Source organism: Dorea formicigenerans (assembly GCF_025150245.1).
Lineage (GTDB): Bacteria > Bacillota > Clostridia > Lachnospirales > Lachnospiraceae > Dorea > Dorea formicigenerans.
In genome coordinates this window covers 1,735,046-1,750,360 of sequence record NZ_CP102279.1, presented here as the reverse complement: position 1 = coordinate 1,750,360, position 15,315 = coordinate 1,735,046, and the positions used below count along the sequence as shown (strand labels likewise).

The following is a 15,315-nucleotide window of genomic DNA, read 5'->3' as shown; positions in this document are numbered from 1 at the left end:
GTCTTTCTTTTGATTAATTGATATGATATTTAAGAGAGAGTTTTCGCTTAAAAGGGGGGACGAGAATGAGATCTACAGAAGAAAAAATCAAAAGAAAAGTTATCAGTGTGGTTATTATTGTAGCAATTCTGTCAACGATGGCCGGGTGTGGAAAAAGTCAGAGCCGCAAAGAACCAATCACATTGACTATCTGGCATGTATATGGAGGACAGACAGATTCTCCGTTAAATGATCTGATCGATGAATTTAATGGGACGGAAGGGAAAAAAGAAGGTATAAAAATCCAGGTAGGGATGGTATCTAATACAAATACGATTCATGAAGAAGTACTAAAAGCAGCGAATAAAGATCCGGGAGCGGCAAAATTACCAGATCTTTTTATCTCATATCCCAAAACAGTGCTAGCTATGAATGATTCCGGTATATTGGCAGATTATCATGATTATTTTTCAGAAAACGAGTTGAAAGATTTTATACCGGAGTTTCTTAAAGAAGGTGAAATTGACGGTCGCCTCCTCGTATTTCCGGTTGCTAAATCTACAGAAATCTTATTTGTTAACAAGACGATATTTGATCGTTTTTCAGCAGATACCGGAGCTTCTATGGAACAGCTTACCACTTGGGAAGATCTTTTTGACTTGGCAGATACCTATTATGAATGGTCAGATGCTCAGACTCCTGATGTAGATGGTGATGGAAAGAGCATGTTTGTTCATGATTATCATTTTAATTATTTTCAAGTAGGAGTAGAGTCACTGGGGACAGATTTTTTTAATGGGGACAAAATCGTCTATGATACCAGCGAGTTTGGGCAAGTATGGGAGCCTTATGCAAGGGCGGCTATAGAAGGTGGAATCTGGTTAAATGAAGGGTATGCAACAGAGCCTCTTAGAACAGGTGAGTCCATTGTCAGTGTAGCATCTTCAGCCAGTGTATTATATTATGAAGATATTGTAACTTACTCCGATAATCGTTCTGAGCCAATTGAAATTATTGCCAGACCAGTTCCGGTCTTCAAAAATGGAGGCAGGCTTGTTATGCAAAGAGGTGCAGGAATCTGCCTTACAAAGTCTGATCCAGAAAGAGAAGAAGCAGCAGCAAAATTTGTAAAATGGCTGACTGAACCAGAAAAGAATGTTCAATTTGTTACAAGCGTGGGATATATGCCAGTGACGGAAAAGGCATTCGAATTATTACCGGAAGCAATAAATAATCTTACAAATGAAAAATATAAAAGTCTGTATCAGGCATTCATAGATACACAAAATGAATATACATTTTATTGCGCACCTCAAATGGATAGTTATCTTGACTCGGAAATGAAATTCGAAAAAAATATCAGAATGAAATTAACATCTGCAAGAAAAAGATATATGAACAACGAGGCAGATATAGAAACATTAGTATGGGATACATTTCAGGAATTTAGTGATTCGATGGAATAATAAGATAGAGTATGGGTAAGAAATGATAAAGAAAATAAAAGAACTTGGCCAGATTATCTATCTGGCAAGAAAAAAGAATATTCCAATGCGAAAAAAGCTGATGCTGTACTTATGCACCATGGTCATGGCAGGTCTTGGAATAGTGTGTCTGCTGCTTGTCCTGACAAGAAATCTGTTTGGAACGCATAAACAGATACAAGATGTATTACAGATGCAGTTGGATTCCAGTACAGCACAGATGCAGGAAGATCTTGAACAATATACAGGATATGGACTTTCTCTTTCCGGACAGATCAGTCAGAATATAGATAATCAATTGAAAAATAATGCAAAGAAACTTACAGATTATAATGATGACCAGGAAGCACTGATTGAATTACAGAGACAGATATATCCGGAAATGAATACGACAATTCAAATCTGTCGTCCGAGTGGTGTATATGCAGTATTGGATGCTACAGTCAATACGAAAATATCCGGGAGTGAAAAGTCAAGAAGCGGACTTTATCTAAGATTAAAAAATGTTACCAATACTGGAAATTTAATGGCGGAGACCATTTTGTTCCGTGGCAGTCCGGATATTGCACGCGAAAAAGAACTGGAATTACATAATCGATGGAATTTGGAGTTTAATACGGATGTAATGCCGGGATATCACACATTGGTAGATGAAAAAAAACGAAAAGGAATGTCATATTTCTGGAGTGAGAAGACGTCATTGACCGGAACGTGGGAAGATGTCATGTTCTTGTGTGTCCCGATCATTGGAAATTCAGGAGACATATATGGACAATGTGGAGTGGAACTGAATTCCATGTATTTTAATCAGAATTACACAGCTGTAGACAGCAAATACGGCTCTATGGTTACGATACTTGCACCAGTCAGCGATCAGATATTGGAAGTGCAGAAAGGTATGACAGGTTCTACCGATGGAACCTGGCTTCAGTCAGTTGAAGATTTAAAAATCAATCATAAGAAATATTACAATGAATATTTTTCCGGTCAAGGAGAGTTTATAGGTCTGCAGAAGGAAATACAGATTCCGGGAGAAAAAGAAAATCGGTGGGTAGTTGCAGTACTTCTTCCGAAAGATAAATGGCAAGCTTCTGTCTGGCGGAACCGAAATTATATGATGTTAGCCGGAATAGGTTTTTTAGTTGTGATGTTTTTCCTTGCAAATCATTTGTCACAGAGGTTTGTTAAGCCTATACTTCGGGGATTTTCTGACATTGTTGGAAATAAAGAACTTTTAAGAAATGAATCGGGTATTGAAGAGTTAGAAGAATTATTGCGATTCACTGGTGAACAGAAGAAAAATGAAAAGATCCATACACAGTCACTGCCACCGAATATTGAAGAATTGTTTACTAGATTTGCACTGGGAGTATGTACTTTGACAAAAACAGAGTATATAATTTTTCATTACTATATGGAAGGATACGAGATTGCACAGATTCCTGAAATTGCATTTATTAGTATGAGTACGGTAAAAAAACATAATAGAAATATCTATGAAAAATTAAAAGTTTCATCTTACAATGAACTGATGTTATATCTGGATCTGTTTGAGAGATGCGGACGGATCAGTGAGCTGGAACGATAAGATGATTACAGGATTAAGTGATGGAAACCGAGCAGAGGGCGAAAGCCTTTTGCCCGGTTTTTCTGTTGCCAAGCATACGACAAAAAGGTCCGGTGGACCTTTTTTAGTTTTAGGTAAAAAGAACTATGTTGTGATCGACATGAAGAGAAAGCTTGTATTATAAGGGAAAAATAATGGTATACCTGGTATACCATTAACGAAAACAGGCCATTAAGTAGCCGTGGGTGAATAGAAAATAATAAAAAAAACATATAAGATAAAACCAGAAAATCACATAGCTCAAAGATTTGAAAAGAAGAAAAAGGAGATGATCAAAATGAAAAAGAGAGCATTAGGAATTATTCTTTCTGTCTTATGTGTACTTTTATTATTTAGTGCGTGTGGCGGAAAAGATAAGAAAGAAAAAAAGAAATCTGATGAAGCCAAGGTGAAAGTTGAAAAAGAAGAGTCGGAAGAAAAAGAAGATGAAGAAGAGGAAGTAAAACTTTCACCAGAAGAAGGAACACCATTTACGACAGAAGCCGTACGTGATGTGACAATGGGACCGGTTACAGTACATTGTCAGTGGATTCCATTTGAAAGTCCATATATTGTAGATGATATTTTCAGTGGACGTGTAGCTGCAGCAGGTGACCGGGTATGGATACTCGCAGATGACAAGTTAAAAGAATATCAGTATGCAAATGATGCAGTTACATTTGTAAAAGATATTCCAATTGGTGATGGGTATTCAGAGATCACAGCAGATGAAACAGGGAACTTATATGTTTCCAGTAAGCTTACCAATAATGCATTCTTGAGAATTAAGGACGGAAACATAGAAGAGCTGGCAAAGGACATTGGACCTGTAAAAATGCAAAGAAGTGGAAATGTTGGTATATCTGCTCTCTTTGATATAAAAAAGATTGTAGTAGCAGATGGAACAGCAACAGCACAGGACTGGATGCCGCAGGAGTACGATATTATAAGCACAGCACTGATCAGTGAGAACTATGCATATATCGGAGGACGCAGTGAGGAATTAGATGCCTATATTTTAAAAGCATATGATATGGAAGGAAATCACTTACTGACCTTCGGAGAAAAGGGAAAAGATGGTGATGATTGGCTTGCATATGTATCACAGATCATGGAAATTCCAGAAGGTTTCTTTGGAATTGATGCGAATATGCGAGATCTCTATATCTGGGGACCGGATGCAAGTGTACTTGGCTCAGTAGAAGCACCGGATCTGTTTGGAGCTAGATATGCATGGATTGCAGGTGCAGCTAAACAGGACGATGGAAGTATATTGGTTGCATTGACACAAGATCGAGATGATGATTCAGCTACTGAATTATTACTTTACAGATTGAGCGGATTTTAAATTAGAGCAAAATTAATTAGAAATATTTTATAAGGAGGAAAATTATATGAGGTATGAAATCACAGGAGGGAATTTACCAGTCGTTATTTGTTATTTACAGTCAGGAGAAGGTATGATCACAGAATCCGGAAGTATGAGCTGGATGAGCCCGAATATGAAAATGGAGACAGTCGGCGGAGGAATGAAGAAGATGCTTGGAAGAGCATTTTCAGGAGAAAATGCATTTCAGAATCGTTACAGTGCGCAGGGCGGCGATGGAATGATTGCATTTGCTTCCAGCTTTCCAGGTTCTGTCAATGCATTAGAGATTGGACCAGGAAAGAGCATGATCGTTCAGAAAAAAGCATTTCTTGCAGCGGAGGAGGGCGTAGAACTTTCTGTTTACATGCAGAAAAAACTTGGAAAAGGATTGTTTGGTGGTGAAGGATTCATCATGCAGAAATTAACCGGACAAGGAACAGCATTTATTGAAATTGATGGTTACGGAGTAGAATATAATCTTGCTCCAGGACAGGAAATGATTGTTGATACAGGTTACCTGGCTGCAATGGAAGAGACTTGTACAATGGACATTGTTAAAGTCGAAGGAATGAAAAATATGTTCCTTGGTGGTGAAGGATTATTTAATACTGTAGTGAGAGGACCAGGTAAGATTATTCTTCAGACAATGCCGATCGCAAATGTTGCAGCGCTGCTCCAGCCATTTTTTGCAGACGGAAAAAAATAAATAAGTAATCTAAGAACACATAAGAGGAAAGGGTGAATTTATTATGAGAAAAAAATTGGCGGTCTTAATTGCTGTGATCACAGCCGCTATGATGCTTTTCGGATGTGGCGGAAAAGATATGTCCGGAAGTGAATATCTCGGAAAGTGGAAAGCAACAAAGGCTGAATATGCCGGAATAGAAGTTGGAGTAGATACCGTATTTGATGAATTTCATTTTACACTACAGGATAACGGAAAAGTAAAATTAAATGTAAATGGTGATGAAACAACTGGTAAATGGGATGAAACAGAGAATGGTATTTCAATAGAAGATGAGATGGAATTCCAGAAATTAGATGACAATACGTTGACCTATGAAGTCAGTGGAGTCACAGTTCATTTTGCCAGAGATTAATCAAGAAACAAAGTATGCCGAAAGCATTCTTGAATAAGGTGAAATAGGTGAAAATAAGTCAGGTGGAGCACATCTTGTGGTGGGTTCCGCCTGAGTGTGATATCAGATGCGAAAGGAGTTAAAAATATGGGACTTATTAAAGCGGCAATGGGAGCAGCAGGCGGTGTTATGGCGGATCAATGGAAAGAATTTTTCTATTGTGATGCGTTGGATCAGGATACATTGATGATCAAAGGTCAGAAACGTACAGGAGCAAGATCTTCCAATACAAAAGGAAGTGACAACATTATTAGTAACGGTTCCGGAATTGCAGTAGCAAATGGACAGTGTATGATGATTGTAGAACAGGGTAAAGTTGTGGAAGTTTGTGCAGAGCCAGGAGAGTATACATATGATACATCTTCCGAACCAAGTATTTTTGCCGGAAATTTAAGTGACAGTATTAAATCAACATTTATGACAATTGGAAAAAGATTTACATACGGTGGTGACACGGGTAAAGATCAGAGAGTCTATTATTTTAATACGAAAGAAATTACAGACAATAAATTTGGTACAGCAAATCCAGTCTGGTTCCGTGTAGTCGATCAAAAAATCAACCTGGATAAAGATGTTGAAATACGCTGTAATGGAATTTATTCCTATCGTATCACAAATCCACTTTTGTTCTATACGAATTTAGGCGGAAATGTATCAGACCGATTTGAAAGAAGTGAGATTGACACACAGCTTCGCACAGAATTTATCAATGCTCTTCAACCGGCATTTGCGAAGATAGCTGAACTGGAGATACGTCCAAGCCAGATTCCGGCACATTCTATGGAAATTGGAGATGCGATGAATGAGGTGCTGACGAAAAAATGGTCAGAACTTAGAGGAATTTCAATTGTATCTGTAGCATTTAATCCAGTTACATTGAAAGAAGAAGATGCAGAGGCAATCAAACAGGCACAGAATGCATCGATGTATCGCGATCCGAATATGATGGCAGCTACTCTTGGAATGGCTCAGGCAGAGGCAATGAAGACTGCTGCCGGTAATCCTAATGGTGCGATGATGGGATTTATGGGTATGAACATGGCCGGAGGCGGTATGGGTGGCATGAATCTTCAAGGACTCTATAACCAGGGAGCAGCACAACAACAGATGCAGCAACAACAGATGCAGGAACAGCAGATGCGTGAACAACAGATGCAGCAACAACAGATAAAACAGCAGGAAATGGCACAGAACACACAGACGACAGAAACAGCGGCTGGCTGGACGTGCGCTTGTGGTAAAGTAAATACCGGAAAATTCTGCATAGAGTGCGGAAAACAAAAACCGGCAGATGGCTGGACTTGTAGTTGTGGAACTGTGAATAAGGGGAAATTCTGTATGGAGTGTGGAAAACAAAAACCGGCAGGAGAACCATTATATCGCTGTGATAAATGTGGCTGGGAGCCTGAAGATCCAAAGAATCCACCAAGATTCTGTCCAGAGTGCGGAGATCCATTTGATGAGAATGACATGCAGTAAGCAGAAGGTTTTATAACTAATTAGGGAAAGGAGTTGAGAGGATGTCTGATTTAAGAGAATATAAATGCCCTGCATGTGGAGGAGCTATGGAGTTTGATAGCGGATCTCAAAAGATGAAATGTCCATTTTGCGACACAGAAGTATCTATTGAAGAATTCGAACAGGAACAGAAGAAAAATCCAGAGGAAACACGCTGGGAAGCTGGTAATGGAGCACAATGGAAAGAAGATGAAATTTCTGGCATGGCAGTTTATTCTTGTCAGTCCTGTGGCGGTGAAATTACAGCAGACAAAACAACAGGAGCTACGACATGTCCGTTCTGTGGAAATCGTGTTGTTCTAAAAGGCCAGTTTGAAGGAGAATTGAGGCCGGATTATATCATTCCGTTTAAGCTGGATAAAAAGGCTGCAAAAGCAGCTTACTATAAACATTTAGAAAAGAAATCATTTCTTCCAAAAGTATTCAGCTTTGAAAATCACATTGATGAGATTGTAGGTGTCTATGTTCCATTCTGGCTGTTCGATGTAGATGCACAGGCATATATGACATACAATGCAGAGCGGATACGAACCTGGAGACAGGGAAATAAAGAACATACGGAGCATGAATATTATCATGTGGACAGAGCCGGCGGCATTGAATTTGAACATGTTCCAACAGATTGTTCAAGAAAAATGGACGATGCACTTATGGAAGCAATCGAACCATATGATTTTAAAGATGCTGTGCCATTTCAGACACCGTATCTTGCCGGATATGTGGCAGACCGATATGATGTGAATATGGAAGAATGTATGGGGCGTGCAACCAATCGGATCCGGCAAAGTGCGGAAGATGCTCTTAGAGAGACTGTAAAAGGGTATCAGACAGTTACTACTACAAATCGTCAGATTAATATTATGAGTGCGCAGTACTGGTATGCAATGTATCCTGTCTGGGTTTTAAATACGACCTGGAAAGGAGAAAAATATACATTTGCCATGAATGGACAGACGGGAAAGATGGTTGGAGATCTTCCGGCAGATCAAGGTGCTTTCTGGAAATTTGTAGGACTTAGAGGAGTGATCCTTGGAGCAATTATTTATGCTGTCATGTGGATCGTGACATTGATATAGAAGGAGGGATCAAAGATGAAAATGAGTTCTGAAAAGAAAAAAATATTCGGTGTGATTCTTTCTTTCCTTTTGGTATTTAGTATGTCTGTTCCGGTAATGGCAGAAGATGAAAACTATCCGAGATATTTGGATGACGCAGGACTTTTGAGTAGTAGTCAGGCTCAAAAGCTTGAGAAAAAACTGGATAAAATCAGCAAAGAACATCATTGTGACGTTGTGATTGCAGTGGCCAATACTACAAACGGCCAGGATATCGAATCATTTACAGAGGATTTCTATGATTCGATGGGATATGGGCAAGGTGAGAAAAAAAGCGGAATTATGCTGATGGTCAGCATGAAAGAACGGCAGTGGAATATGTGTACGACCGGAGATGCAATCGATGCGTTTACCGATGCAGGACTTGATTATATCGGTGAAACATTTATCACTTATCTTAGTGATGAGAAGTATAACAAAGCTTTTACTACATTTGCCAGGTTAAGCGATAAATTCCTGAACCAGGCAGAGAAAGGTAAACCATATGATTCAGGACACATGCCAAAAGGAAGTGTCTCACCGTTTTGGATATTTGGTGATCTGGCGATTGGAATTTTAATTGCATTGATTTGGGGAAATGTAAAAAAAGCAAAACTTAAATCTGTGAAAAAGCAGGTGGCAGCTCAGGAATATACAAAACCAGGAAGTCTCAGACTGACGATGAATTCTGATCGGTTCGTGAACAGAACTGTGACTACGCGGGTGATTCAAAATAACAATTCTAATTCTTCCGGAGGTGGCAGTTCGGTCCATAATGGATCATCAGGAACTTCTCACGGAGGAAAGAGCGGAAGCTTTTAGTAAGGACGAAAGAAGGTGACAGAGTGAACGAGAGATTATATAAAAGAAAAATAAGATTGCTTATCTCTATAGTCTTAGTGCTGGTAATGGCGTTTTCTGGTTGTAATGGAAAACAAAAAAAGCAGGAAAGAAAGCGGGAAAATCGTCAGGAAAGCCAGCAGGGAAAAAAGGAAACTGTGAAAGCGGATAACAAAGATCTTTCAAAATCCGAACAGTCACTCCAAAACCTTCAGAAGAATCTAAGGAGAAGCCGCATGCCAATGGCAGCCGCATACCTTGGATATGCAGATGATAACAGTCCATTTCGGGATCAAGTCCGGACGCTGTTGAAGAATGGAAAATATGAAGAACAATATTCTTTTTTGGCAGATGTCCCAAAAGAAAATTACATTTCCTATAACGGGGAAGAAGTATATGCAATTGTTCCGCAAAGTACTCAGTATGCTATGAAGGTTGAGTCTTTTGATTGGGATGAAAATGCAAATGCAATGGTCCGGGATACATTGTACATAAGCCAAAAGGCAGCTCCTGTGATACTTAAGTGTAATCTCAGTGAGCTGAGTTACAATGTTGTCATCACATTGACAAAAGGGACAGAGACATTTTCTTACTCCCCATCATTAAGTCTCATGGATGGGGCATTGTATGCATATAATCTGGATGGGATGGAAATCTATGATTTCACGCTTTATGATAATCTGGAGATACCAGTCTGGAATGAAGGCGGAGAATGCGGAGGATGCGGTGATCCGGAAGGTTATGGTGCCCCTTTAGAGGCTGCAGGAGAAGAACCTGGACTGATCGGGCAATGGCTATCAACAGAATTGAAAAATCAGTCCGGACAGAATATTACATACGGAATGTATTTTGGAGATTATCAATATTTTGAATTCCAGTATGGTCAAATGGGACATGATTTAGAATGTTGGTCGGGAACTTTTGAGGTAACAGACCAGTTCAGAAATGGAGAACTCGTTGTACATTATGTGTTGTACACTCCTGATGGTACACGGGAGGGAGAGTTTTATACAATGGTAAATTATGGAGAAATGCTTGTAACAGAAGGAAGTGGAGATGCAATATTTCCATTTACAGATGCAAGTACAGAATGGTTTTATTCTTATTAAGATGATACTTCGTGTCGGGCAACAGTTAAGGGTACTCTGGAAGACAGGGTATCCTTTCTTAGTGAAAAAAACCAGTCATAAATCCTGTCCATTTACATATATTGAGAGTAAGAGGTGAGAAATCATGAAAGAAGAAGTTATTTTAACCATTTTGCCGCATCAGCTCAGGGAGGTTCTTAAGAGAGAGAATATTGATTTCCAGAGTATTCAGGAAATCAGGCTTCGGGTCGGAAAACCTTTGATTTTGCTGTACAGAGGAAATGAAGTGATTCCTAAGGCAGACGGCAGGCCGTATTACATCACAAAAGATGAAATACGGGAAATGTTAGATTACATCAGTGGATATTCACTGTACTCTTATGAACGTGAGATGAGTCAGGGATATATTACAATTGAAGGAGGGCATAGAGTGGGACTGTCAGGACAGGCTATAATGGAAAACGGAAAGGTGAAAAATTTAAAATACATTTCATCGATCAATGTGAGAATGTCACATGAAATACTTGGATGTGCAGATGGACTATTGCCTTATATTACTTTCCACAGGCGATTGTATCATACACTTCTTGTCTCGCCTCCGGGTTGTGGAAAGACGACACTACTTCGGGATCTGATACGACAAATTTCAGAAGGCAATGAGTTTATTAAGGGAATGTCTGTCGGTGTTGTCGATGAACGTTCAGAGATTGCCGGCTGTTACAGAGGTGTGGCACAGAATCATCTGGGAATCCGTACAGATGTACTGGATGGGTGTCCAAAGGCTGAGGGAATGATCATGCTGATTCGTTCGATGCGTCCCGAAGTTATTGCAGTTGATGAAATTGGAGGGAGTGAAGATGTACATGCTATTGAATATGCAATGCATTGCGGCTGCCGTATGATTGCAACAGCTCACGCAGATTCTATGGAGGAACTACAAAAGAAACCAGTATTTGATCGGTTGATACGGGAAAAAAGATTTGAACGTTATGTATTACTTGGAAATGAGCCACAGATAGGAACGATTCAGGAAATTTATGATGAGAGAGGTTCGCTTCTGTATCAGGATCAGGAGGAAAAAACTGCTATATGTTAAAGTTTCTTGGAAGTCTTTTTATAGTAAGTTCTATGACCGGGATTGGAATCTGGAAAGCAGAAGAAGTGAAACACTCCTATCAGGCGTTAGGAAAAATATATCATTTGATTGGAATGATGAAAAATGAATTAAGTTATGCGGGCTCGGAATTTGGAGAAATGTTCGAATGTCTTTCGAAAAAAATGGATGCACCATATCGAAATTGGCTGCTTGGAATGAAAATACAGATGGAAAGAAGAGATGGAAAGACATTTTCTGAAATATGGGAGGATAATGTCAATGGTTTTTTGAAGGAAAGCGGACTTGGTATGGAAGCTTTAAACCATTTAAAAATGCTGGGCAGAAATCTTGGAGGAGCCGATCGGCAGATGCAGATTTGGTCCATGGAACGTTATTTGAAACAAATAGAATTACAGATGGACGAGATGAGAAAAGATATTCAAATGCGAATGAAAGTGCGAATTTGTCTAGGAGCAAGTGCAGGCATATTGATTACCATATTCTTGATATAACAAAGGAATATTTAGTTGTAAATGAAAAACCATGAGCTGCGAATGTGAATCAGGAGGTAACTATGAGTGTCAATTTAATCTTCAAAATTGCAGCAGTTGGAATTCTTGTGTCTGTTATAAGTCAGGTGCTCAAACACAGTGGGAGAGAGGAACAGGCATTTCTGACAAGCCTTGCAGGCCTGATTCTTGTATTATTTTGGATTGTACCTTACATATATGAACTTTTTGAATCGATCCAAAGATTGTTTACACTGTAAAAGAGCAGTGAGCGCGAAAAGGAAAGGCGGCATCTTACATGAGTATTTTGAAAGTAGGGGCTCTCGCAGTTGCCGGAGTTCTTCTGGCAGTTCAGTTTAAAAATGGGAAAACAGAATATAGCACTTATATAAGTGTTGTATTGGGAATTTTAATTTTTGGCGGAATTTTGGGATATCTGGAAATATTGATCCATGCATTTGATAAGTTGGAAGAGGATTTGGATTTAGATTATGCATATGTCGCAATTTTATTGAAAATGCTTGGAATTACTTATGTGTCGGAACTTGTGTCTACAATCTGTAAAGATGCAGGATATCAGTCAGTTGCACTTCAGATTGAAATATTTGCAAGGCTTGGGATCATGGTTTTGTGTATTCCGATTCTTATGACACTTCTGGAGGTTGTACGAGGGTTTCTGGGGTAGAGCGTATGTTGATAAGAAAAATATCGGACGTGGAAAAATTCACGAAAAATTCCCGGAGATTTATGTGTCGGAGATTTGTGGGATTAGGGATACTTTTTTTGTGCTTCTGTATGGAGTTACTTATTGGGAGAAATGTTTATGCATCACAGCTGCAATCAGGTATAAACGATGAATCTGCACTGAATTCAAGTGTTGTCTGGCAGTTTGCAGATCAGTACGACTACGGCGAAATTGATGAGACATTAAAAGAACTCTTTCCCAAGGAAAGGCTGGATTTTAAAGAAATACTTATAGGAGTTCTGTCTGGTGATATTACATTTTCAGCTCAATTATTGAAGCAGCTTGTTAAAGAACAGTTCTCCTATGCATTTGCGAGCAGCAGGCAGAACCTGATACATATTCTCATGCTGGCGATTATGACGGCAGTATTTACGAATTTTGCCCGGGCATTTGGAAATGGTCAGGCAGCAGACACCGGCTTTTACGTGATGTATCTTCTGATTGTGGCACTTTGTCTGAATTCCTGCCAGATCATCATGGACTGGGTGGAGGCAGGAATCAGCAATCTGATACAGTTCATGACAGTATTTGGTCCTATTTATTTTCCGGCGGTGGCAGTCGCAAAAGGGAGTGTGACTGCAATTTCTTTTTACAGCCTGACGCTTTTTCTTGTATATCTGGTAGAGATGTTTCTGGAGTATGTGGTGCTCCCGGCAATTCATATTTATATTTTAGTAAGTATGCTGAATTATTTGACGAAGGAATCGTATCTGAGCAAACTGGCAGAGTTGATAAAGACTGTACTTGTGTGGATTATGAAGACAATTCTGGCAGGTGTAGTGGGGCTGAATCTGGTGCAGAGCCTTTTAAGTCCTGCTATGGATACAGTCAAGAGAAGTGCGTTGACGAGGGGCACTGAGGCAATACCTGGGATCGGAGATGCGATTGGCGGTGTGACAGAGGTGATTTTTGCTTCGGCAGTGCTTGTGAAAAATGGAATAGGTGTAGTGGGAGCAATTATCTGTTTTGCTCTTTGCCTGATGCCGATTGTACAGATAGGGGCAATCGCACTTCTTTATAAACTGGCGGCAGCTCTGATGCAGCCGGTATCAGATGTCCGGATTATTGGATGTATGGAGACTGTAGGAGAAGGTATGAGGCTTTTGATCCGGGCAGTGTTTACAGTAGGAATGTTGTTCCTTATTACAATTATACTGGTGGCGGCATCTACTGGGACAACATAAAAGCTTTACAGCAAAATGAAACTGTGAAAAGACATAAGACAGAAACAGGAAGGAGAAACAAGTGGTTCAGGAATGTTATGACTGGGTGTGGAAACTGGCTGGATATCTGATTTTTATGACGGCAGTATTACAGCTTGTCCCAGGAGAGAAAGACCGCAAGTACATTCATTTTTTTACAGGACTGGTGCTGATCATTCTGATAGCATCGCCTGTGATAAAATTCTTTACTTCAGATGATCTATTTGTTCAGTTTCAGGATCAGTATGATGCAATGGAGACACAGGTAGAGGAGATGTTAAAGAATACCTCCGGATTGGAATCTGTGATGAAATCTCAGGATAACAGAAACGCAGAAGATGAGCTAAGTGAAAACGTGGAAGGGGGAGAGCCCGGTGGAATCCAGGTGGAGGAAATCCGAATCGGACACGGCAGTGAAAATCCGTAAGGTGTTTGAACATTTAAAGCATGGAAAGGTAAAAAAAGACCAGCTTCTTATCGTGTTTTTGGTGGGAATTCTTTTACTCGTGATTTCAATTCCTGCCGGAACTAAGAAAGACAGCAATACTGGAACTAAGAAAACACTGGCCAATTCGTCAAAAAGCAGTGTCGGAACGACAAAGCAGAGTGAGTATACAGCTTATATGGAAGAACGACTGGAACGGATTCTCTCCCAGATTGACGGGGCGGGACAGGTGCAGGTGATGATTACCTGGAAGTCTGATGGTGAAAAGGTGGTTGAAAAGGACAGAAAGTCCAATGAGGAAAATGTGTCCGAGCAGGACAGTCAGGGAGGCAGTAGGACAACGAGCAGCCATGACACGCAGGAGACGACAGTCTATAATAGTGGAAGCAGTACTTCCGGTGTACAGGAGCCTTATGTCAGCAAGGAGCTTTCCCCTCAAGCACAAGGTGTGATTGTGATTGCGCCGGGCGGAGACGATGCAGTAGTCGTAAAAAATATTACGGAAGCTGTGCAGGCATTATTTGAGATAGACACGCATAAGATTAGAATAATGAAAGGCGGGAGGGTGAAGTAAGTGAAGCGAATCTTAAAAAAGAATCAATTGATCATTGCGGCTCTTGCAGTGATGATCGCAGCAGCAGGATATCTGAATTATTCCGGAAGATTATTACCGGGATCTCAGAATACGAAGGAGGCAGGCAGTGACCTTGCGAATAAAGAACTTCTGGATATTTCTGATGAAGATGTTGCCAGTGCTTCCGGGGATATCAAAAGCCAGGACGGCGATGAAGGCGAAGTAGATGGCAATCCAGGCGAAGCGGTCTTAACTTCAGGGGATGCTCAGGCAGTGGCTGCACAGGCGAAGGTCACAAGAGAACAGGTGCGTGCCAAGAACAAGGAGACGCTTCAGAGCATCATTGACAGTGACTCTTTAAGTGATGCCCAGAAGCAGGACGCTGTGGCGCAGATGGTAGCCATGACAGAGATTGCAGAAAAAGAAACGGCAGCAGAGACAATGCTGGCGTCAAAAGGCTTTCTTGATTCTGTAGTCAGTATTTCAGAGGACTCTGCAGACGTTGTTGTTAATGCATCAGAACTGACGGAAGCAAACCGGGCTCAGATTGAAGACATTGTAACAAGGAAAACAGGCGTGGCAGCGCAGAATATTGTAATCACTCCAGTATATGCAGAAGGAAAATAA

Annotated in this window: 18 protein-coding genes; all 18 read left to right on the top strand. The window is 40.2% G+C overall.

What is annotated here, in order from left to right; all coding sequences use genetic code 11:
- Window positions 1-65: 65 nt before the first annotated feature.
- Window positions 66-1,445 carry an extracellular solute-binding protein gene (locus NQ560_RS08605; protein ID WP_005330200.1) on the top strand — a complete coding sequence of 460 codons (1,380 nt, stop codon included), beginning with the start codon at window positions 66-68 and terminating at the stop codon, window positions 1,443-1,445.
- Window positions 1,446-1,467: 22 nt separating this feature from the next.
- Entirely contained in the window at window positions 1,468-3,051 is a 1,584-nt protein-coding gene (locus NQ560_RS08600) for a helix-turn-helix transcriptional regulator (protein ID WP_005330201.1), read from the top strand.
- Between the two features lies 1 nt (window position 3,052).
- A complete protein-coding gene (locus NQ560_RS08595) occupies window positions 3,053-3,214 on the top strand; it encodes a hypothetical protein (RefSeq protein WP_005330202.1) in 162 nt (53 codons plus the stop codon).
- A 153-nt stretch (window positions 3,215-3,367) separates the two neighbouring features.
- On the top strand, window positions 3,368-4,417 hold the full coding sequence (locus NQ560_RS08590; RefSeq protein WP_040015206.1) for a hypothetical protein: 1,050 nt from the start codon (window positions 3,368-3,370) through the stop codon (window positions 4,415-4,417).
- Between the two features lie 46 nt (window positions 4,418-4,463).
- Window positions 4,464-5,144: a TIGR00266 family protein gene (locus tag NQ560_RS08585; RefSeq protein WP_005330204.1), complete on the top strand. Its 681-nt coding sequence runs from the start codon at window positions 4,464-4,466 to the stop codon at window positions 5,142-5,144.
- Window positions 5,145-5,187: 43 nt separating this feature from the next.
- The gene (locus NQ560_RS08580) at window positions 5,188-5,538 is read left to right on the top strand and encodes a hypothetical protein (protein ID WP_005330205.1); all 351 of its coding nucleotides are present in this window, start codon (window positions 5,188-5,190) and stop codon (window positions 5,536-5,538) included.
- Between the two features lie 126 nt (window positions 5,539-5,664).
- Complete coding sequence (locus NQ560_RS08575) at window positions 5,665-7,056, top strand: SPFH domain-containing protein (protein ID WP_040015207.1); 1,392 nt, start codon at window positions 5,665-5,667, stop codon at window positions 7,054-7,056.
- Between the two features lie 41 nt (window positions 7,057-7,097).
- Entirely contained in the window at window positions 7,098-8,171 is a 1,074-nt protein-coding gene (locus NQ560_RS08570; protein WP_005330210.1) for a TFIIB-type zinc ribbon-containing protein, read from the top strand.
- Window positions 8,172-8,186: 15 nt separating this feature from the next.
- Complete coding sequence (locus NQ560_RS08565; protein WP_005330212.1) at window positions 8,187-9,011, top strand: TPM domain-containing protein; 825 nt, start codon at window positions 8,187-8,189, stop codon at window positions 9,009-9,011.
- A 23-nt stretch (window positions 9,012-9,034) separates the two neighbouring features.
- On the top strand, window positions 9,035-10,138 hold the full coding sequence (locus NQ560_RS08560) for a hypothetical protein (RefSeq protein ID WP_040015208.1): 1,104 nt from the start codon (window positions 9,035-9,037) through the stop codon (window positions 10,136-10,138).
- A gap of 124 nt (window positions 10,139-10,262) precedes the next feature.
- Window positions 10,263-11,213 carry a stage III sporulation protein AA gene (gene spoIIIAA / locus NQ560_RS08555; protein WP_005330216.1) on the top strand — a complete coding sequence of 317 codons (951 nt, stop codon included), beginning with the start codon at window positions 10,263-10,265 and terminating at the stop codon, window positions 11,211-11,213.
- Entirely contained in the window at window positions 11,207-11,725 is a 519-nt protein-coding gene (locus NQ560_RS08550; RefSeq protein WP_005330218.1) for a stage III sporulation protein AB, read from the top strand. Before spoIIIAA ends, NQ560_RS08550 begins: the two co-directional genes overlap by 7 nt.
- A 62-nt stretch (window positions 11,726-11,787) precedes the next feature.
- Window positions 11,788-11,982, top strand: coding sequence for a stage III sporulation protein AC (gene spoIIIAC, locus NQ560_RS08545; RefSeq protein WP_005336645.1), 195 nt, complete (start codon window positions 11,788-11,790; stop codon window positions 11,980-11,982).
- Between the two features lie 38 nt (window positions 11,983-12,020).
- The gene (locus NQ560_RS08540) at window positions 12,021-12,407 is read left to right on the top strand and encodes a SpoIIIAC/SpoIIIAD family protein (protein ID WP_005330224.1); all 387 of its coding nucleotides are present in this window, start codon (window positions 12,021-12,023) and stop codon (window positions 12,405-12,407) included.
- 110 nt (window positions 12,408-12,517) lie between these two features.
- Window positions 12,518-13,651 carry a stage III sporulation protein AE gene (locus NQ560_RS08535; protein ID WP_005330226.1) on the top strand — a complete coding sequence of 378 codons (1,134 nt, stop codon included), beginning with the start codon at window positions 12,518-12,520 and terminating at the stop codon, window positions 13,649-13,651.
- 61 nt (window positions 13,652-13,712) lie between these two features.
- Complete coding sequence (locus NQ560_RS08530) at window positions 13,713-14,096, top strand: stage III sporulation protein AF (protein ID WP_005330230.1); 384 nt, start codon at window positions 13,713-13,715, stop codon at window positions 14,094-14,096.
- Window positions 14,044-14,688, top strand: coding sequence for a stage III sporulation protein AG (locus tag NQ560_RS08525; RefSeq protein WP_081445637.1), 645 nt, complete (start codon window positions 14,044-14,046; stop codon window positions 14,686-14,688). Before NQ560_RS08530 ends, NQ560_RS08525 begins: the two co-directional genes overlap by 53 nt.
- A complete protein-coding gene (locus NQ560_RS08520; protein WP_005330233.1) occupies window positions 14,689-15,315 on the top strand; it encodes a SpoIIIAH-like family protein in 627 nt (208 codons plus the stop codon). It abuts the gene before it with no gap.